At 38.2% G+C, this 20,602-nt stretch carries 10 protein-coding genes; 4 read left to right on the top strand and 6 right to left on the bottom strand.

The window, feature by feature from the left end:
• Positions 1 to 220: 220 nt before the first annotated feature.
• On the bottom strand, positions 221 to 1,504 hold the full coding sequence (locus tag BM156_RS18710; RefSeq protein WP_093921432.1) for a hypothetical protein: 1,284 nt from the start codon (positions 1,502 to 1,504) through the stop codon (positions 221 to 223).
• Between the two features lie 233 nt (positions 1,505 to 1,737).
• Positions 1,738 to 3,093, bottom strand: coding sequence for a P-loop NTPase fold protein (locus BM156_RS18705; protein ID WP_093921431.1), 1,356 nt, complete (start codon positions 3,091 to 3,093; stop codon positions 1,738 to 1,740).
• 132 nt (positions 3,094 to 3,225) lie between these two features.
• On the opposite strand from BM156_RS18705, the gene BM156_RS18700 reads away from it, so the two are divergent.
• Positions 3,226 to 3,546, top strand: a complete 321-nt coding sequence (locus BM156_RS18700; protein WP_093921430.1) for a hypothetical protein — start codon at positions 3,226 to 3,228, stop codon at positions 3,544 to 3,546.
• A 106-nt stretch (positions 3,547 to 3,652) separates the two neighbouring features.
• Here BM156_RS18700 and BM156_RS18695 read toward each other — a convergent pair whose 3' ends face one another.
• The 4 genes from BM156_RS18695 to BM156_RS18680 all read right to left on the bottom strand — a co-directional run bounded on the left by BM156_RS18695 (position 3,653) and on the right by BM156_RS18680 (position 10,841).
• Positions 3,653 to 4,684 (bottom strand): tyrosine-type recombinase/integrase, encoded by a 1,032-nt coding sequence (locus tag BM156_RS18695; RefSeq protein WP_244525761.1) that lies wholly within the window; start codon positions 4,682 to 4,684, stop codon positions 3,653 to 3,655.
• A gap of 1,478 nt (positions 4,685 to 6,162) precedes the next feature.
• Entirely contained in the window at positions 6,163 to 9,240 is a 3,078-nt protein-coding gene (locus BM156_RS18690) for an SbcC/MukB-like Walker B domain-containing protein (RefSeq protein WP_093921428.1), read from the bottom strand.
• Positions 9,237 to 10,460: a metallophosphoesterase family protein gene (locus tag BM156_RS18685; protein WP_093921427.1), complete on the bottom strand. Its 1,224-nt coding sequence runs from the start codon at positions 10,458 to 10,460 to the stop codon at positions 9,237 to 9,239. Before BM156_RS18685 ends, BM156_RS18690 begins: the two co-directional genes overlap by 4 nt.
• Positions 10,461 to 10,568: 108 nt before the next feature.
• Positions 10,569 to 10,841, bottom strand: a complete 273-nt coding sequence (locus BM156_RS18680; RefSeq protein ID WP_093921426.1) for a hypothetical protein — start codon at positions 10,839 to 10,841, stop codon at positions 10,569 to 10,571.
• A gap of 803 nt (positions 10,842 to 11,644) precedes the next feature.
• Here BM156_RS18680 and BM156_RS18675 point away from each other — a divergent pair.
• From BM156_RS18675 to BM156_RS18665, 3 genes are all read left to right on the top strand, one after another.
• Positions 11,645 to 12,229, top strand: coding sequence for a phage tail protein (locus BM156_RS18675; RefSeq protein WP_093921425.1), 585 nt, complete (start codon positions 11,645 to 11,647; stop codon positions 12,227 to 12,229).
• A 64-nt stretch (positions 12,230 to 12,293) separates the two neighbouring features.
• On the top strand, positions 12,294 to 13,454 hold the full coding sequence (locus BM156_RS18670; protein ID WP_093921424.1) for an ABC transporter substrate-binding protein: 1,161 nt from the start codon (positions 12,294 to 12,296) through the stop codon (positions 13,452 to 13,454).
• A 60-nt stretch (positions 13,455 to 13,514) separates the two neighbouring features.
• Positions 13,515 to 20,519 (top strand): Calx-beta domain-containing protein, encoded by a 7,005-nt coding sequence (locus tag BM156_RS18665; RefSeq protein ID WP_093921423.1) that lies wholly within the window; start codon positions 13,515 to 13,517, stop codon positions 20,517 to 20,519.
• Positions 20,520 to 20,602: the final 83 nt, after the last annotated feature.

Here is a 20,602-nt window from a genome sequence, read left to right as displayed (position 1 = left end):
GACACCGGAGGTTCATCCCGCTACTGCCGGATTCCTCCATCTTATTTACAGCATGCAGAACGATAATTAGGCCGATGTTCTGCTTCTCGGCACACCAAGTTGTCGTTGCGGATTTCGGAGCGCGTTCCTGTCCGGCAGGACGGAACGATGTTGCGAGAATCCAGCGAACGACACACCACACCCCCCGCAATGCAATTTACAATTTGTTATGTGCTGGCTTTTATATCTTGTCATATTCTGAATTCAATAAATTCTTATGTTCTCTTTTATTGAGAACCTTTTGATACTTCCACAAAATTTGCTTTATGGTATGAGCTTTAATTTTTTCATCATCGTCGTTTTCATCCGCGAAAATGTACTCATCTCGTTTGTAATCTATCAGCTTGCTAATTATCGTTGGTTTTATAGCTTTAAATACATTAATATCTAACTTCTCAAGTTCTTTAAATATTTTGTTTGCAATTGTCTTTTGCAGAAATTTGTCTTTTCTCGAGAAGTCACAATATATTACCAAATACGCATTTGCTAGCTTTTTAAAATCATCCTTGGATAAGTGTTTGAATAAAAATTGTACTAATTCTGAAGCATTGTTTTCTTCATCATAATTCCCAAGATTTTTTTCTAAATGATTAATGCAATTTTCTATTATAACTTTTTTATCCTCGGGGTCAATATTGTCAAATTCATTTTCAATCGTTTCTAGAAAAGAATGTTTTACATATTCTTTCCATTGAGTGCTTTTAAGTTTCTTTATAACTAGTTTTTTGAAAATCTCATTTTCTTCAGATATGCACTTTTTTATTAGAATGGAATATTTCTCTTGTCTAATTGAATTTGTATAAACAACCGGAAATAGGTTTAAAGTCTTTTTACTTAATTCTATATTATTGTGATAACAACTTTCAAGTTTAGCTGAAAACAAATCCGGTGGAGTAGTGTCGAGAAGCAAACTCGATATTTCATTCCAATTTGAGTCAAGCTGCGATATGCTTTGTTTTTTTCTATTCTTTGGAAGACTTTGAAATTCTGATGTGTTAACGCATTCTCTGTTTTTAGTTGAAGCTTCTTGGAATGCATACCAAATAAAATCTTTAATATTTACTTTCTCCTCGATTATATCCATAATATTGTCTTTACCATGGATTACAATACAAGTTTGCTTTAATCCATTTCGAACTGCGGATATAAAATTGTCAGATAGCTCGTTATATGAAATGAATAAACCGAGAGTTCCTTCAATTTTTGAATTTATTTTCCCCAGAAAACTGAACAATTTTGAAGCTGCCAAAGTTGAGGACTTTTCCCATTTTGATTCAATTAAGAAAATCTTAGATTTTATTTCAACTGCTCCATCAATTTGTTGTTCAGAATCAGCTGTTTTATAAGAATTAGATAATAGTATTCCTTGGTCTTCACAAATTTTGTTAAGTAGCTTTTCAAATTCAAAACCTCTCTTTTTGGCTTTTAATTTTTTTATCTCCTCAAATTTTGTCAAATAATTCATTTGTGATGGTCTTCAGGTTCTTTATTTAAGCTTGCACATAACGGTTTGGCTATGTGGAGTGCGGGACTTCATAGCTCCGCCCTTTCAATTACACACTGAGCCAATTCGTTTATTCATATTTTTGTTTTTATAGCCAAATCGTCAAAGACGAATTGGCGTTGTTGCAACGGAGAGCTGCGGTTGAATTACCCGCTGAATCCCGCATTACATATAGCTTTTGTTATGCGCTGGCATTATTCATTCAGTAATCCGTATTCCATTGCAAAAACTGAAATCCCTCTAAGTTCGTAAGTTATTTTCTTACCTTCTTGTCTACGCAAAAGCAATTGTTGTTCTCTAAATTTAATGAGCACATTTTGAGTAAAATCTTGCATCGTTTTTATTCCAAACTCGGAAAATTCTTTAAAATCTTTTGAATTTACTTTTCCTAGTTCTCCTATTCTTTTTAGTATTTGTTTTTCCTCAGTGCTGTGATAATAACCTTCAAATTCTTCTCGAACTATTACGTTAAGACAGGTATGTGAGAAATCGTCATCAATTTGATTTTTTATTAAATGTTGCCCCATTAACCTATTAAAAGACTCAACTGTCATTTTTTGATTCTTCTCAACCAATTCTTTTCTGATAAGCTGTACAAGTTTAATGCAGATATTTTGGCAATATTTGAAAACAAAACGAATTTCACCATTTGATGATTCAAATAGTTTTAAGTACACCTTTTTGGTAATTAGTGAAGAGCCATTGTTTTTTGTCTCATGAAATGTTTTTACCCTTATGTCAACGGCTTTAATTAAATTTTCTACACTGATTGGTTTAAGTTCTATGCCTGCGGACAATCTTTGGAATACTTTAGGATTTGTTGATTGAATTAAGCTCGACAAACCACTTTGTCCGATTAATATCCACCATATGTTTGGGATTGTAAATAAGGTATCTCTAAATGTCGTAAGACATTGGCTTAATTCATCGTCTTGCAAATTTTCGATATTATCTAAAACAATAAAACTCCCTTCAAAATTTAATTTGTTCTTTACTTCTAAAGATAATGTTTCAATTATTTCGGCCAATGTCTCAAAGGTGGTAGACTGAACAGATGGCAAATGGACTTCTCTACCTGCGGTCACTCCTGTACCCAAGTAAGATAATCCAAAATTTATTGTTGCTGGTTTATTTTGATGTATCCATGCTGAGACTTTGGATGTTTCCGATGGCACAGATTTATTAGTAATATTACAATATTCTTCGATTGATTTACAAAAAGACTGGATGCATCGTTGAGCAATAAATTTTGGTTCATCATATTGTTGAATTGGACATAATTGTCTTGCAGCAAGTAATCTTGGTCCAAAATCAGCTTCGCCACTTTCTAACAAAAACTGTTGAACATTTAGGAAGCTAGTTTTACCAACTCCAGGTACTCCTGATAAAACAAAAATTCCTTGTTCTTCAGATTCTATTGCAGTTAGAAAGTCAATTTGTTCATTTTCACGCCCCATTAGAAGCTCAACATCTTGTTTTGAAATATTGAGAGGTTTGGTATTATATGGATTTTCTCTGAATCCAAGGCTTTCCCACATTTTACTTGGCATATATCTTTGTTTAGTTAGATTTCAATTTTCCATTGCTTGCGCATAACGGTAAATTGTATGGGTAGTGCGGAAAACACGCACCGATGCACAAACGAGAAAATAAACTTTAAATAAACTAATTAGAGAGCGATTATGAAAACAAAGGATTTAATTAATGAGCAGATAAGTAAGCTTCATACATCTAAAAACACAAAGCTAACTCCTAGATTAAATAGTGATTTAGGAGCTGATATTGTAGATGATATAGTTAAGATTAGAATAAGGGAAGCGAACGAGGTAAAAACGAGAACAGAACCCGCATTACCTATACAAAATGTTAGCCGCTGGGCTTACTTCTTTGACAACGCAAAACCTTTAATGATTGGATTTATTGCTGCAATACTATTAAACACCACTTATAAGCTAATTGAAACTATAATTATTAAAATTGCGCTAATTGTAAATGGTGGCTAGCCTTGCGGCTAACGTATCTGGAATAACACATTTATGCACTTTATTTTTTTTATATGTGTGACAAAATGTGTCATTTCCAATAAAATAGTATTGTAAATGCAACAATTCATGTTTTACTTATAATTTCATCTATCGGGTTAATAACTTTTTGAATCTCTAAATTCGAAACATGAGTATAAATCTCTGTTGTTTGAATATTTTCATGCCCTAGTAAATTTTGAATTACTCTCAAGTTGGTTCCTTGTTCGAGCAAGTGAGTCGCAAATGAGTGTCGCAACATATGCAGATGTACTCGTTTTTTGATGCCAGCCTTTTGTGCAGATTTTTTAAGAACCCGGGTGATGCTCGTACTCGAATATTGTTTGCCATCCCGCCCCTCAAAAAGCCATTTCTCGGGTTTATATGCTATGAAATATTCACGCAGATGCACTAAAACACTCTTGGACAATAGTGAATAACGATCCTTCTTCCCTTTTCCACCTCTTATTTTTATGAGCATCCTTTTCGAATCAATATCATTGATTTTTAGGTTCAGAACTTCACTTCTTCTTAATCCAGCAGAATAAGTTAATTCTAACATACACCTGTGTTTATTATTTGGCGTATTCTTAAATATTGCCTGAATATCACTTTTACTCAAAGTATCGGGTAAAACCCTTTCTCTACGAGGACGTTCAATATGAATCAATTGTCTTTCACGCCCTAAAACTTTTTCATAATAAAACTTGATGGCATTAATTCGCTGGTTTTGTTCACTACCAGATATATCTGACAGTTGAATTAGTGATAAAATATATTCATTGATCTCTTGAACTTCAATGTCATGCAAGTTCCGGTCTTTGAAATGATAAATAAAGTCTTTTAAATAAGCAGTGTAAGTTGAGATCGTACTTTGGCTGTAGCGTTTTTGTACCAATATCTCCAGGTATCCTTGGGGCAAAGTTATTTGGTGTCGGTAAAAATAAGCTTTTCGCTTATTTAATTTTGAATCAGTTTGGGGCCGTTGACTTTTAAAAGAATGATCGATTTCTGCTATTCCTTGAAATATCCTGACAAACAATGGCAAATCAAATTCCTGCTCGGGGATATACCAACTCTTCATGGTTTGGCTCCAGCTCGCCCCTTCAAGCTGTTTCATCCGGTTAGTCAGCTCAACATCATAATTAAAACGCAGCAATACAACATCCTCCCCTCGATGATGGGCTTTCTTTAGCGTAATGATTTTCGAAGTTAGGGGCATCGATTCGGTTTTTCTTCCTGCAATTTAGTGAAATATAATTCATTTTGTCAACTTGCGAACGGGAAACGAAACCTGTTTTAGAGCCTCTTTTTGAATATATATATATATATTGACTTTGACCATTCTGTTTTGAGCTAATAAGCATCATTGCTCCATTAAATTTAAGACCTGAGTTAGTCTCCGAGCCGCATTTCTTATCTAATTATGTCTGCGACAGAAAGCCTCCATTCTTCCGGCTTTCAGTCTCGGATGCAAGAACAAACATGTTGGCTCCATTTCATTTCGCAAACACCTTTGTTTATTTTTTAAGATCCAGCTTATTTCAATTCATCAACTCCTAAAAAGAACACTCAAAATAACCAGTTCGTTACTTAAAAAACACAAGACCAAGACGAGTGTCCTGCCATTTGATGCTGTATTATAAGATTTGCAAGCAATTAATTCAGTTGGCAGGACAGCCTTTATTTTTTTCCGAACTGGCATTTCAATGAGCCTCCTTTTATTTTTTTGACTACTTTTTCTTCGAGAACTATTGAGTACAATATTGAGAAAGCAAAAGAAGTACACTCCACTACGAAAATAAGTTCATTTTTCACCAGTTACTCGAATAAATATAGGATATAAACACACCTGCATTGCAACTAGCATTAACAACTTTTTCAATACATAATTGATATATAGCATTTCTTATAAGTAGAATTCGAATCCTAACACAAAACAGAGCTAAATAATAATCTATTTTCGTATATTTGATACTGGAAATAATATCATTGAACTAAAAGAGAGACTTTACCGAGAACAAAAAAAACAGGCAAATACAAGAATCTGATTTTAAGCGCATAACAAAATACAAAATCGTCCTTTACTGGGCACAAAAAGCTGCATTTTTTGCAGCTTTTGTTGTTTTCATACGCTCCTATCCACACAAAAAGTCAGCGAACTTGCGCTGACTTAAATGTTTAAAAGCGTAATCAAAGCTAAAATGAATTCGTAATTCCAGTTTGGTGCGATTAATAGATATCCTCCGGCTTCGTTGCTTCCTTCAATTCCGTCATTTCAATTCCAGCCTGGTGCGATTAAAAAAGGCTCATCGATTCAAGAAAACAGCTCATTACTAACGTAACTATGATCAAAAAGCAGTCTTTTTTCCAATTTAGCCATTCTTATTTTAGCTCATCAGTCCAACAATCATTACACTACACTTGATTCGAGTTTAGGGAGTTGATCATCTCTGTATTTTAACTACTGCTTCTCTTTCAAACCAAGTCTCTTTGTGATTAACCTGTATTTTTGATTTTTACTGATTTGATTTAAATGAAGAGTCCATTCATTTAAGCTGAGTAAACACAATACAGAACAATCTTCTTTAAATCTATTCACTCCATCCAACTTGTCCAAATTCGGCTTCCTCGTTCTTCTTGATTATCAATTCGAAGGTGAACTTCAATTTCCTGCTGCATTTCTTCGACATGTGAAATAACACCAACAATACGATTTTCTTTTCGCAACGATTTTAGCGTATCAAAAACAACTCCCAGCGATTCTTTGTCCAGGGAACCAAATCCTTCGTCGAGGAAGAAAAAGTTCTGGTTCGATTCGGTAATTTTCTGGATGTTATCGGCCAGTGCCAAAGCCAAAGATAAAGCGGCCTGAAATGTCTGCCCACCGGAAAGTGTTTTCACACTTCTGATTTTTCCACCATTCATAAAATCGCGCACCTGAAAATTATTGTCGGGGGTGATTTCCAAGCTCAGCTTTTGCCGTGTAAGTTGGAAGAAACGATCATTGGCTGCATTGCATAAATTTTGCAGGTATACAGAGGAGATATAATTAACAAATCCACTGGCTTTAAACAACGATTTCATTGTTTTGAGATTCTCTGCCCGAAACTCCATCTTTTCCAATTCTTTACGAAGTACAGCCTGGCTTTTCAAATCTTTTTCAAGTTTTTTTAGCTGTTCTGCAATTTTCCCCTGCTCCTGGTTCTGCCGAGCAAGCTGTTCCTTTAACAAAGCAATGTCTGCATTTAATTTCTGATGTATTTCCTTATCATATACACGTTCGCCTATTTCTTTCTGTAATTGCTCCAACAACGACTTAGCGCTTAAATGCTGATCTTTAAAATGAATTATGCGTTGTTTTTCCTTATCCGGATTAAACGATTCCGACAAAATCACTGTAACCTCTTCTATGGAATTGTAAGTCGATTTCTCCAGCTGTTCTTGTATTTGCTGTTTCAAGTTCTCCAAGCTGTGTTTATCCTGCTCAAGCTCCTTTTTGCCAGCCTGTACGCCACCAGACAAGGTATCGCGTAGTTTGCTTTTCTCCGTTATCTGCTGAGTGATTTCGGAAAAAGATTTTTCTAACCCGCTATGTTCCTTCTGCAGCTTACTTTTTTCTGCTTCAATCCCTTCAATTTTAACATCCTCATAAGTTTCGGCTTTTATCAATCGAAGTTGCTTTTCCAGCGTTTTTAGTTCAGTTTGCTGTACCGTTAAAATAGTTCTGATTTTATCGACTTCCAACTGAAACCGTTTGAAATCATTCCCTTTCTTATCAATATCTTTCCCTAGCTTCTCAAGTAAATCATCCTGCTTTTTCAATTCGCCCTGAATACGCCTTGCTTCCTGAAACGCCTTTTCCAGTTCGGTTTCCACACGATAATTCTCCCAGGTAAATTTCTTTGCATGAGCCTCGATTCTTTCCTGCTGAGTCTTTTGTTTTTGCAACAAAGATTTTTTTTGCTGCTGAATCATCTCTTGTTGTTTGCTGAGTAGATTTATGCGGCTTATCCAATCTAACAGCTGTTCCAATGCTTTTTCGTTTGCCTGTTTTTCTGCAGTAAGCTTCAACAGCGTATCATTCAGGTCTTCGGTTTTTAAAACATCCGGGTGATGCAACGAACCGCAAAGCGGACATGGCGCTCCTTCTTCCAAATTCTCGGAATAGGCTTTCAACTGTGCTTTTACCCGCATATGACTTTCCTGCTCATTCAGCACGTTCTGCTTTTCCTTTTCTTTCTTAGTTTTATCCTTTAAGCTCTGAACGATATTGGAATATTCTGTTTCTGCTTGTTGCCCAAGGCCGGCTCTTTCCAATAGTTTGGCCACGGAATTTTGCAACGTAGAAGTAGCATTCTTATTTTCTTCCAACTCCTTTTGAATTCCCGGGAGTTCCTTTTCGAGAAGATTTTTCTCGGTGTACCAGTTTTTAACCGCGGATAACAGTTCCAGATCGGGCATCTTCCCTTTTGAGACTTTAATCAGTGCCTCCACCTCTTGTTTCTGAATCTTTAGTTGTTCCAGATTTTTTTCATATTCACCACAAACTTGCATTCCTTTCTGTAGCCGTTCATTTTCTTTTGAAATGGTTTGCTCCAGTGTTTTCATTTGTGCTAATCGGCCAAACTCATCTGCTTTTTGCTTCAACTCTTCCCGTTTTTCATAAGCAGGCTTTAATGCCTCTAATTTCCGGTTCAGGGCTCCGATTTCGTCATCCTGCAACTTGAGTTTTTTCTCATCCTGCTGAAGCTGTTTTTCGCGGGCCAGCACTTTTTCGTTTGTCGATTTTAAGCCATCCAGTAAATGTTTAAACTGAATTACACACTGTTCGTAACGCAAAATCCTTTGTTCCAACTGCTTAACAATTGACTCTTGGTCGTGCAACGATTTGAATGCTTTTTCAGCCTCTGATTTTCGCCGGGCCAAGTCCTGAAGTTTCCGAAGTTCTTCTTCTCTTTTCTGATATACTGAGAGTTTCTGATTCTGTTCTTTAAGTTCATTTTCAAGTTGCTCCAGTTGTGTTTTGTACACTTCTAGTTGTTCAGGATCAACAGCTCTCAATTGCTGCAACTGGCCTTCGAGGTTCTGCTTTTGTGCATTATTTTTGTTTTCGAGCGAGGTTACTTTATAATAAAATTCGAACTTCCCGAGATTAAAAAGTTCCTTCATCATTTGAGTGCGGTCCTTATTTCCTAATTGCAAGAACTCCTGAAACTGTCCCTGTGGGATGATGATCGTACGTTTAAAGTTGTCGTAACTCAACCCGATCGCCTGTTCGAGCGCTGATGTTTCGATAGGGATCCACTCGTTACCATTTTTCTGGTAAGCCGATCGGTCCAACGCTTTTACATCTTCAAAATTTCTTCCGTTGCGTTTGCCTTTTACTGTCGCCCGATAAGCAGTTTGCTCTTTACCTGTTTCAAAAATAAAATCGATGAGTAGTTCATTCGATTTCAGGTTCATCATGTTGTAGTAACGATTGTCTCCTGAAAGATTTAGCCGGTCAGTTCGCCCATAAATGGCAAAAGTAATAGCTTCCAAAATGGAGGACTTTCCACTACCTACTGTTCCGAAAATCCCAAACAGATTGGCAGCTGTTAGTTTTGTAAAATCGATGGTTTGTTTTTCCTGATAAGAATACAAACCTTGTATGGTAAGTTGTACTGGTATCATTGTTCCTCTTCAGCTAAAATTTCAGTGAATAAACGCTTGATCTCATCGTTCGGCTCCTGGCCCTTCTCGTACTTGAAATAATCGAGGAACAGTTCCTCCATGCTACGGCTCAAATCAATCTGTTTTTGCTGGTTACCATCCAAATTATCAGAATTTGTTACTTCGGGAATGATTGACACTATTCCGGCATGAGCTTTATTTAACTGCTTACGGTCGTTTGCGGTCAGATAGTTTTCAGTAACCAATGTTAACTCCACTAAAGCCTCCTGATTTTCCGACAACCACTGTAAAGCTTCTTCCATTCCTTCGGCACGTTTTCGTAACAATCTCTTTCCGCTACTTAATTCTACTTCTCTGACTTCTGCAGTTTGTCCGGGTTCGATATCAATCAACAAAACGTACTTCTTTTGATTGGCTTCAGCAAAGCTATATGACAGAGGACTGCCGCTGTAATAAACAGAATTAGATTGATCATCTACACAATGCATCCGGTGAAGATGCCCTAAGGCTGTGTATTTTATTTTCGAAGGAATATTCTCGGTGTAAACCGCCTGCGCTCCTCCTACATGCAAAATGGGTTTTTCATCTTCGGGCTCCTCCGGCAATTCATCTCCTTTTCTGACCATAAAAAGGTGTGAAACCAGCACATTTACACCAGTTTCATCACAATATTGTTCTGCCTGGGTTTCCCATTTTTCCTGAAGGACTGTTCTTAATTCTTCTTCGCTGTTTTCCACTCCCAAGCAGGTTTTCAGGCGGTATTCGTTGGCATAAGGTGTAAGCAGAATTCGCAATGGAACAGTAGTTTCAGGAAGCTGCAATTCCAGAAAACCTTCTTCAGTCTGTAAGACTTTTTGCCCGGAATCAAGTTCAAACGGAGCAACCCGGGAATTTGGATAACCGGCAAAAATTATCCCGCACTCACGGGCCAATGGATCGGGTGCCTCAATGCGGTCGGGCGAGTCGTGGTTGCCGGCAATTGCAATTACCGGACGGTGCCCGTTGTTGGTTAAATGTTTCAGCGTTTTGTACAGTAAATCGACTGCTTCTGTAGGTGGATTAAACGTATCAAACAAATCGCCTGCCACAAGTACTGCATCTACTTGTTCTTGATCCGCAATTTCACATATTTCCTGCAAAACTGCTTGTTGTTCTTCCAGTCTGGAAAAATCATCGAGCTTCTTACCCAGGTGCCAATCGGAAGTATGGAGTATTTTCATAGGATGCAAATTTAATTTTTATTATTAAGCTTAACTATCAGCTTCCAAGCAGAGTTGTTAGAGAGAATTCTAATTGCTCAGGTTTGATCGTTGGTTCTGAACCAATCATCACCGTTTGCACATCTGCAAAAACTCCTCCTCAAAAACCACTTGAATGTTGCATCCCTGAGCATTAAACTGATCTATCTTCTTCATTTTGGAAGCCCCAAGCGCTGAACCAGTGATGACAAAAATCAGTCCATTTGGTAATCGAAGTATCAATGTCTTCACATTGAGTTTCTTAACCAGATCGGCAGCCTCTTTCTGTTGAATGGTTTTCAGCGCACCTGTAAACACCACCTTCTTTGCATAAAACGGACTGCTACTGTCTGAATTCTCCAAATCAGGCTTTAATACATTTCCACAAAGCCGTTCGTGCCCTTCCTGCTGGAAAAAATTGTCATGTTTAACAGGTGGAGGAGTGATTTTAGAGAAATCAGGTTCTACTTCTTTTCTTCATTCTTTCACAAATTCTGCCTAGCGTTTCATTATATGCAAATAAATATATTAGAGTATAATGAATTACATGCAAATGCGTATAACTTTCATTTTAAATTTGGACAGCATACTAAGTGGTATTGTTCTTGGTTTGTTGATAATATTCAATATTTCTATCTTCTCTTATCTAGACTTGCTTTATCAAACACCACCAATTTAAACATTTCACGCATTCAGCTCCTTTACTGTCCACAAAAATCTGAATTCTCCTCTCAAGATAGGAACTTTATTCCTCACAACAAAAGTTATTGCCTGCCCTAACCAACAACAACTCCGTAAAACTTAATATACAATAAATAATATTAAAAAAAATACCTAAAAGACTTTCATATAAGAACAGATGTTCTTAATTTTATTAAGAATTCACCTCTAACATAGAGGTAAATACGATATCTGTCCTTCTTTAAATAGTGATCAGAACATATACAAGCTAGCATAATGATACAGAATTGCCCCCTACGCTGCAAGCATCTCAAATTAAAATGTTTACACACCATATATTTCCTATCAAAATCATCTGCCAGTTCTAATAACAGACAAATTCGAGGACGTACATTTCTATATGACAAAAACGCTTCAGATACTTTTCAAAATCCAGACACATAAACCAATACAGTCAACTAACAAACTAACTAAAAACTAAGCTTATGGATGCATTTCTTTCTTTTATTGGCTTGTGGCCCCTAAGTTGGGCTCCAAATTATTGGTCTCTTTGCTGGGGGCAAACACTTTCAATTAACGACAACACTGCTCTTTTTACTTTGATTGGTACCACTTACGGTGGAGATGGTAGAGTTAGTTTTATGTTGCCCGATTTTAGAGGCAGAGTTCCTCTGGGTTATGGAAGTGGTATAGGTCTTTCTCCTAATCAAATGGGCTTGATGGCTGGTGTTGAGAAAGTGAAGTTGGTTTCATCTCAGATACCTACACATACACATACAGCAACTCTTTCGTCTGTAGGTGTTAAATTTAGAGCTAGTGCACTTCCTGGAACAGAAAGTGTTCCAGGTACCAATAATGCCAAAACTTTAGCAGCAACAGCAGGAAGATATCCTGATACCATTTACAATTCTGAAGAACCAACTGTAGAGTTGAGAGGGGTGGCCTCTAGTGGTGGTGATATTGATATTCAAGCAGCAGGAGGAGACCATTACCATACCAATATTCAGCCATCGTTGGTAGTGAATTATATCATTTGTATGAATGGTATTTATCCTCCACGACAAAATTAAAAAATAATGGGCTGGCAATTTTTAGCTAGCCCAATTTTACTTACTATCAAACCCTATTTTTTTGATGAACAATAATATTAAAATTGGTTTCCTAACGCCGTATTCTTCTATATATCCGGAAATGACACCTAGTCTCATCTCTGGATTTTATTCGGCTATTCCAGAGAAGTATCATAATCTTTTTCAATTTATACCAGAGTATGTCGGACAAGGAGGTGATAAATCCATTACAGAGGCGGTTAATAAATTGCTTAATTTCAACAAAGTTGATATTGTTTCGGGTTTTGTCAGTTATAAAGTTTTACCGTCGATTATTCCTAATATAGAAAAACGACAAAAAATGGCTTTGCTTTTTGATGTTGGAGAGTATATTCCTTATAATCATCATATTTCAGAATCTGTTTTTAATAATAGTTTTCAAATGTGGCAGTCGGAATTTGCTTTAGGATATTGGGCGTATAAGCAGTTTGGAGATAAGGGAACAGTGCTTACTCCAATTTACGATGGCGGCTATCATCTTCAATCGGCTTTTAGACAAGGGGCTGAAATGGCTGGAGCAAGTGAGATGGATTTTAAAGTACTCAATTATCTTCCCGAAGGTTCTCAGGTAAAAGGCAGAATACAAGAAGTTTTTTCGCAAATAAGAACTGAAAAACCGTCATTCATTCATGCACTTTTCTGTGGTAACGAAGCATTAGAATTCTATGACGAATTTTGTAAATCGGGTTTAAAAAATGAAATACCATTAATTGTAAGTGCTCACATGGCTTCAGATGAAATATTAAAGCTAGTGAGTAATCTGGATTTGAAATTTTATTCGGCCTCCATGTGGAATTATAATTCACAAGAAAAGGTTAATCTGTTATTTAAGAAAAGAGTAGACGATTTTGCAGGTCAAAAACCTGATTTTTATACCCTTTTAGGGTATGAGGTAGGGTTGGTTTTCGAAAGATTAATTCTGGAATTCCAAAAAAGAGATTGGCCAGAAATTAGAAAACGACTCAAAACAGAAACTATTGAAGGGCCAAGGGGCAAACGCTCATTTTTCCTTAACTCAGAATATGCTACCCCAATTATCGATATTGAAAAGATTGGGTTTAGTTCTAGCACAGTTACCAAGATTGTTATTGAACAAGGTAGTGCCTTAAAATACGATCACAAAACATACGAAAAAATTCACAAGGAGAATGTCAGTGGATGGCAAAATCCCTACCTGTGTATTTAAGCTTATTTTTCATTATCAATACTAAATTTACTATTTCTGTTAATTATAAAATCCTAAGTTATGAAACTATTATCTCTCCAACATCTAGTTCTTGGTATTACTAAAAACATATTGGCGATAGCTTTTCTGTTTGCTGGAAGTTTAAGTTTTGGGCAGACTACTGAAAACTATGATGGTGCAGGTACAGCCAACAATCAGGTTTTGGCAAATGGATTTGCGGCATTTAATTATGGAGAGTTTACCTATCAGATAGTCTCTTTTAATGGTTCAAATTCATCGTTGTTAGAAATTCTGAATTGGGAAACCTATGGGAATAATGGTACTGATGCTATTGGTGTAGTCGGTGATGAAAATAATAAGATAACAGTATTTAAGCTTACAAAAACTGATGGAAGTGCCTTTTCAACATCAAGTCTTTGGATGACATCTGCTGGAGATAGTTACACTATTACTGGCTATAATGATGGGAATACGACAGGCCAGTCGGTTAGTGTTTCAGCTAGCTTTAGCGGTATTAAAACTCTTAATTTTACAGGTGTTGATGAACTTCGGTTTGAGGGGTCAGAAATTATCGTTGATTTAGACGATTTTACTTACACTTTAAGTGCTGCTAATTCCGCCCCCACGGCTACAGTGCCAAGTGCACCAACTGTAAGCGAAGATGATACAAATGTTGCCTTGGCTAATGATATTCAAGTAGCAGATACCGACGGAGATAATCAAACAGTTACTTTTACAATAACTGGAGGAACGCTTACTATAGGTACTACTGGCATTACATTTGGTGGCAATGGAAATGGATCAGGTAGTTTTACGGCTGCAGGTACACTGGCTGCAATTAATACAGCTTTGGATGCTGCTAAATTTACGCCTACACCAAACCTTAGTGGTAGCAATGTGGCTACAATTTCGTTTACCACCAATGATGGAACGGACGATTCTAATACAGCCAGCGTTAGCTTTGACATTGCTGCGGTGAACGATGATCCTTCCTTATCCAACTTACCTACTGATATTATGGTAACGGAGGATGTAGCAAGCAATGTGGATCTTTCAGCAGCCACCTTTGGCGATGTGGATGCAGGATCTAATAGCATTGCATTAAAGTTGACTGTGGGAGCAGGTACGCTTACCGCTTCTTCAGGTGGTGGAGTCACAGTTGGTGGTTCAGGTACCAGTATCCTAACGCTTACTGGAACAGCCTCTAATATTGATACCTATCTTAACACAGCATCAAACATAAAGTATACAGGTGCTTCTAATGTAAACGGAAATGATGCAGCTACACTGTCTTTGACGGCCAATGACGGAGGAAATACCGGGTCCGGAGGAGGTACTGATGTTGCTCTCGGAACCTTAAATGTTGATATTGCGGCTGTAAATGATGCACCCACCGTTTCCAATCGTACTTTCACTGATATTCACAAAGGAATTGCCTATCCTAATATTGGTAATATAGCAATTGATTACGGGGATATGGAGGGCGACAACCTACAAAATATTCGTATATCGTCTTTACCTGGAAATGGTGTTTTATTTTTGGACCCGAATAACAATGGCGATATTGATGACGGGGAAGCAATAGTAGTTAATCAGCTGATTTCCCGTGATCATATAAATTGGGGGTATTTGCAGTATCTGAATACGGATGGGGTCAGCTCCAGTTTTACTTATGAAGCAAGCGATGGCATTGACTACAGTAATACCGCTACGGTTACCTTAACCGTAAAGCCTGCACCAACGGTTACATTTACAAACATTTCACAAACCATTAATGAGTCAACCGCAACAATAACTATCACAGCACGATTGTCTGAAGCTATTAATTATGCCGAGGTAAGCGTACCTTTCACTGTGAATGGCAGCAGTACAGCAACCGGCGCTGGTGAGGATTATTCTATTGCCGGAAATCCTATTACAATCATAGCGGGGCTTTCTTCCAATACCATCAATATTAGCGTTATCGATGATGATTTAGCTGAACAGGATGAAACCGTGGTCATCGATATGGGGGAACCTACTAATGCTGATAAAGGAGATAATACTACTTTTACCGCAACTATTCAAGACAATGATGATGCACCAACCGTAAGCACCCAGCCGGTTTCTTCCATTAAGGCAACTACAGCCACAGGAAATGGAAACATTAGCTCTTTGGGAACCTCCCCTGTGACTCAACACGGTTGTTGCTGGAATACAACCGGCTCACCATCCTTATCCGATAGCAAATCAGAGGAAGGAAGCGCCTCGCAAACGGGGGCTTTTACAACCGAAATAACCGGCCTAGCCCCCGGAACAACCTACTATGTGAGGGCCTATGCCACTAGTGCAGCGGGAACATCTTACGGACAGTCATTTCTTTGTATCACCAATAAGCTCCCCACTCTCTCCATCAACGACATTCCTGTGTCTTACACCGAAAATGGTGCTGCCACCCCAATTGATGGGGCTGCTACCCTTACCGATGAGGATGGGAATTCTGAATGGAATGGAGGAAGCCTGACGGTGCAGATCACTGGCAATAACGAGCCAGGGGATGAAATCAGTATCTTCGATAACGATGGTGCGTCACCGGCCATCACCATCAGCGGCACCAATATCTTTTCCGACGGCACTGACGTGGGCGACCTCTCCGAACCGAGTGGTACGGTTACGAATGACACACCCCTTACCATCACCTTTGACGCCGATGCAACAAACACCATCGTACAGGAGGTACTTCAGTCTATTTGCTACCGAAGTACATCAGATAACCCGGGCACTTCCGACCGAACCATCACCTTTATCGCCACGGACAGGAAATCGGACAGTGCCAGTGATACCCGTGCAGTTAGCGTTACCGCGGTGAATGATGATCCAGCCATTTCAGGCTTACCTACTGATATAACAGTTTCGGAGGATATTGCAAGCAATGTTGATCTTTCAGCTGCCACTTTTAATGATGTTGATGCAGGAGCAAACAGTATTGTATTAACTATTGCTGCATCAACAGGAACTCTTACTGCCAGTTCAGGAGGTTCAGTCACAATTGGTGGTCCTGGTACAGGAACACTAAGTTTAACAGGCGCGGCAGCCGATATTAATACCTATTTAAATACCGCATCGAATATTAAGTATACTGGAGCTACGAATGTAAATGGTAACGATGCTGCTACCTTAACCCTGACTGCTAATGATGGAGGTAATACAGGAAGTGGTGGTGGAACAGATGTTTCTTTAGGAACAATTAATGTTGATATCACAGCGGTTAACGATGATCCAACCATTTCAGGTTTACCTACAATTATAAATGTTTTGGAGGATATTGCAAGCAATGTTAACCTTTCTGCTGCCACTTTTAATGATGTTGATGCAGGATCAAACAGTATTGTATTAACTATTGCTGCATCAACAGGTACACTTTCTGCTAGTTCAGGAGGATCAGTCACCATTGCTGGTTCTGGTACAGGAACACTAAGTTTAACAGGCGCGGAAGCCGATATTGATACTTATTTAAATACTGCATCGAATATTAAGTATACTGGAGCTACGAATGTAAATGGTAACGATGCTGCTACCTTAACCCTGACTGCTAATGATGGAGGTAATACAGGAAGTGGTAGTGGAACTGATGTTTCTTTAGGAACTGTTAATGTTGATATAACAGCCGTTAACGATAAGCCCACAGCAAGTGATTTTACAAAAGCAATATATGAAGGAACACCCTATGTGTTTGCTATTGGAGATTTTGGCTATTCAGATGTTGATGATGATGCTCTGGTTAAGATTACTTTTAATTGGGTGCCTGAGAATGGTATATTATATATTGATGCCGATAATGGAGAAGATTATGATGCTGGAGAGGAATTAGCTAATGGAGCAAATGTTAGCAAGTCCAATTTAGATAATGGGAACTTACAATATTTAAATACTGATGGAATAAGCAGTTATTTTGAATTTGTTGTGAACGATGGTAGTACCTATAGTGCCTCAATTAACACTGCTACATTAACAGTTTCTTCTGCACCTACGGTAACGCTTAGTTTAGATCCTTCTTCTTCCATAGCAGAAAGCTCTGGAACAACAAATGTAAAAGCAACAATATCTAACAGTTTTAATAAAGATGTAACAGTAAATCTTCTTATTTCGGGAACAGCAAAAGGTTCAGGTACCGATTATACTTTACCGGCATCATCAATAGTAATATTAGCGGGTAATACATCTAACTCAATACAACTTTCTTCTGTTAGTGATGATTTAGATGAAGATGACGAGACCGTGATAATTGATATATCAACAGTTATAAATGGTTCCGAATCGGGGACGCAACAAGTTACTGCGACAATACTTGATGATGATGTAGCTCCTACTATTGAATTTATTGCAACAAGTTCTAGTGGAGCAGAATCAGTAAGTAGTAAAGATTTACAAGTCGATCTTTCAGCAGTAAGTGGATTGAATGTTTCAGTTGACTACGCAGTAACAGGAACAGCAACTGGTGGTGGGACTGATTATACTCTTGCAAACGGAACATTAACAATAAGTGCAGGGTCAGTATCCGATAATATCACAATAGCAAGTATTATAAACGACCTTTTAGATGAGAATGACGAAACAGTCATTGTTACATTGTCAAATCCTGTAAATGCAACCCTAGGAACAAATACAGTTCACACTTATACAATACTTGATGATGATGTAGCTCCGACTATTGAATTTATTGCAACAAGTTCTAGTGGAGCAGAATCAGTAAGTAGTAAAGATTTACAAGTCGATCTTTCAGCAGTAAGTGGATTGAATGTTTCAGTTGACTACGCAGTAACAGGAACAGCAACTGGTGATGGGACTGATTATACTCTTGCAAACGGAACATTAACAATAAGTGCAGGGTCAGTATCCGATAATATCACAATAGCAAGTATTATAAACGACCTTTTAGATGAGAATGACGAAACAGTTATTGTTACATTGTCGAATCCTGTAAATGCAACCTTAGGAACAAATAATGTTCATACTTATACAATTGATGATGACGATGTTTCTCCAACTGTTGCTTTTACCTCAGCTTCGCAATCAAGTTCAAATGAATCGGGAAGTCTTACTATTACAGCACAAATCTCTGAAATAAGTGGTAGAGACATAAGTGTACCTTTTACTATAAATTCCAATAGTACTGCTACTGGCGGTGGAACAGATTATTCTATTACACCAAGTCCTCTAACGATATTATCTGGTTCAGCATTTGCAGATATCATTATTACAATAGCTTCAGATGACATAGTTGAAGGAAATGAAACTGTAATTGTTAATATGGGCACACCAATCAATGCTTTAATTAGTGGAGAAAGTACTCATACTGCTACAATAACCGATGATGATGTGGCAGGATTTACCATTGCGGAATCCGAAGGAAACACATCTGTAGCCGAATCTGGTACAACCGATTCCTTCTCCGTGGTTCTGAAGGCACAACCCGTTTCTGATGTGGTGCTCAACGTTACCAGCGGGGAAACAAGAGAGGCTACCGTAGACAAAACCAGTCTGACCTTCACTTCCGCCAATTGGGATACTCCGCAAACCGTTACCGTCACAGGGATGGACGATGATCTGGATGATGGGGATCAAATTAATCTCATAACGATAAGTATAGATACCACTGGAAGTGATGATGATTTCGACGGAGTAGCCAATCAAACAGTGAATGTAACGACCACCGATGATGATGTTTTACCAACCATTACAACACAAGCGGTAACCAGCATTACATCAACAACGGCCACCGCTAATGGAAATATCTCCGGACTTGGGGTTCCGAATCCTACTGCTCATGGTGTATGCTGGAGTTCTTCGGAGAATCCTACAACTGCTGACAATAAGGAGGATAAGGGTGCAGCTTCTACAACAGGTGCCTTTAGTGCCAGTTTAACTTCACTTAATCCTAATACAACATACTACGTAAGAGCCTTTGCCACAAACAGTGCAGGTACCGTATATGGAACACAGGTATCATTTACAACACTTAAGAAATCCCAAAACATTACGTTTAGTCAGCTTACAGATCGAACATACGGGGATGCTGATTTCAACTTGACCGCAACAGCCAGTTCTGGCTTACCAGTAAGCTACTCCAGCTCCAACACGAGTGTAGCGACCATAGCTGGCAACACGGTAACCATCTTAGGAGCAGGTTCTACAACCATTACCGCTTCGCAGTCAGGAAATGCCACTTATAACTCAGCCACCAATGTAGTCCGAACGCTTTCAGTCAACAAAGCATCGCAGTCCATCGACTTCTCATTGCCTGGTAGTATTACCATTGATGAAGGTTCTGTTGCACTGGTAGCTTCAAGCACCTCTGGCCTTTCGGTGATATTTTCAAGTTCTGATGAAGAAGTGGCAACAATCGATAAGAATACCTTGAATCTAGTAACTCCAGGAGTGGTCAACATTAAAGCCAACCAAACAGGAAATAATAACTACCATCCTGCTCCTGAGGTTACCATCCAATTAGAGGTACTTCCTTCTGTCAACCAAGCTCCAGTCTTTGAAAATCAAACCGTATCTCTTCTTGAAAACAGTCCTGCAGAGACCTTGGTTCTGGAATTACAAGCAGAAGATCCGGACAACGACACGATCACCTTCTCCATTCTGGAAGGAAATGATAACGAGGCTTTTAAAGCTGAAGCAAATCAACTCTTGGTAAATAATTCCGACGCCCTGGATCTTGAAGATCATCCGGTTTTTGAATTAACAGTAAGGGCCGATGACGGTCAAGCTCATACCGACGCAATTATTACCATACAGCTTGAAGAAGATCCTAGCGTAGGAATTGATCCGGAACTATCTGTTCAGTTCACCCTTGCGCCTAATCCATGCAGCGATTTTCTCCGCTTAACGTTTGCTAATCCCATCTACGGGGAAGCACAGCTTGCAGTGTATTCTCTCAAGGGAGAAAAGGTCATCTCCAAGTCCTTCAACTTGAAAGAGTATCAAACCTTAAATGTTAGCAAACTCACTCCTGGAGTTTATATTCTAATAATTCACCAGGATCAACTAGTGATCCGTAAACGATGGATTAAAATTTGATTTGATATTACAGCAAGAGGCTGTTAGATCAATAACAGCCTCTTGTTTTTTTAAAATCTCCTTTTACCCCTTCAAATGTCCAA

Source organism: Sunxiuqinia elliptica, assembly GCF_900113005.1.
In the GTDB taxonomy this organism is placed as follows: domain Bacteria; phylum Bacteroidota; class Bacteroidia; order Bacteroidales; family Prolixibacteraceae; genus Sunxiuqinia; species Sunxiuqinia elliptica.
The sequence above is the reverse complement of the archived record's forward strand: the minus strand, read 5'-3'. Positions and strand labels throughout refer to the sequence as shown.

What these genes read in the sequence shown, in the direction of transcription:
- BM156_RS18710 (WP_093921432.1), bottom strand. Translation starts at nt 1,504, where the DNA reads ATGAATTATTTGACAAAATTTGAGGAGATAAAAAAATTAAAAGCCAAA.
- BM156_RS18705 (WP_093921431.1), bottom strand. Translation starts at nt 3,093, where the DNA reads ATGCCAAGTAAAATGTGGGAAAGCCTTGGATTCAGAGAAAATCCATAT.
- BM156_RS18700 (WP_093921430.1), top strand. Translation starts at nt 3,226, where the DNA reads ATGAAAACAAAGGATTTAATTAATGAGCAGATAAGTAAGCTTCATACA.
- BM156_RS18695 (WP_244525761.1), bottom strand. Translation starts at nt 4,684, where the DNA reads ATGAAACAGCTTGAAGGGGCGAGCTGGAGCCAAACCATGAAGAGTTGG.
- BM156_RS18690 (WP_093921428.1), bottom strand. Translation starts at nt 9,240, where the DNA reads ATGATACCAGTACAACTTACCATACAAGGTTTGTATTCTTATCAGGAA.
- BM156_RS18685 (WP_093921427.1), bottom strand. Translation starts at nt 10,460, where the DNA reads ATGAAAATACTCCATACTTCCGATTGGCACCTGGGTAAGAAGCTCGAT.
- BM156_RS18675 (WP_093921425.1), top strand. Translation starts at nt 11,645, where the DNA reads ATGGATGCATTTCTTTCTTTTATTGGCTTGTGGCCCCTAAGTTGGGCT.
- BM156_RS18670 (WP_093921424.1), top strand. Translation starts at nt 12,294, where the DNA reads ATGAACAATAATATTAAAATTGGTTTCCTAACGCCGTATTCTTCTATA.
- BM156_RS18665 (WP_093921423.1), top strand. Translation starts at nt 13,515, where the DNA reads ATGAAACTATTATCTCTCCAACATCTAGTTCTTGGTATTACTAAAAAC.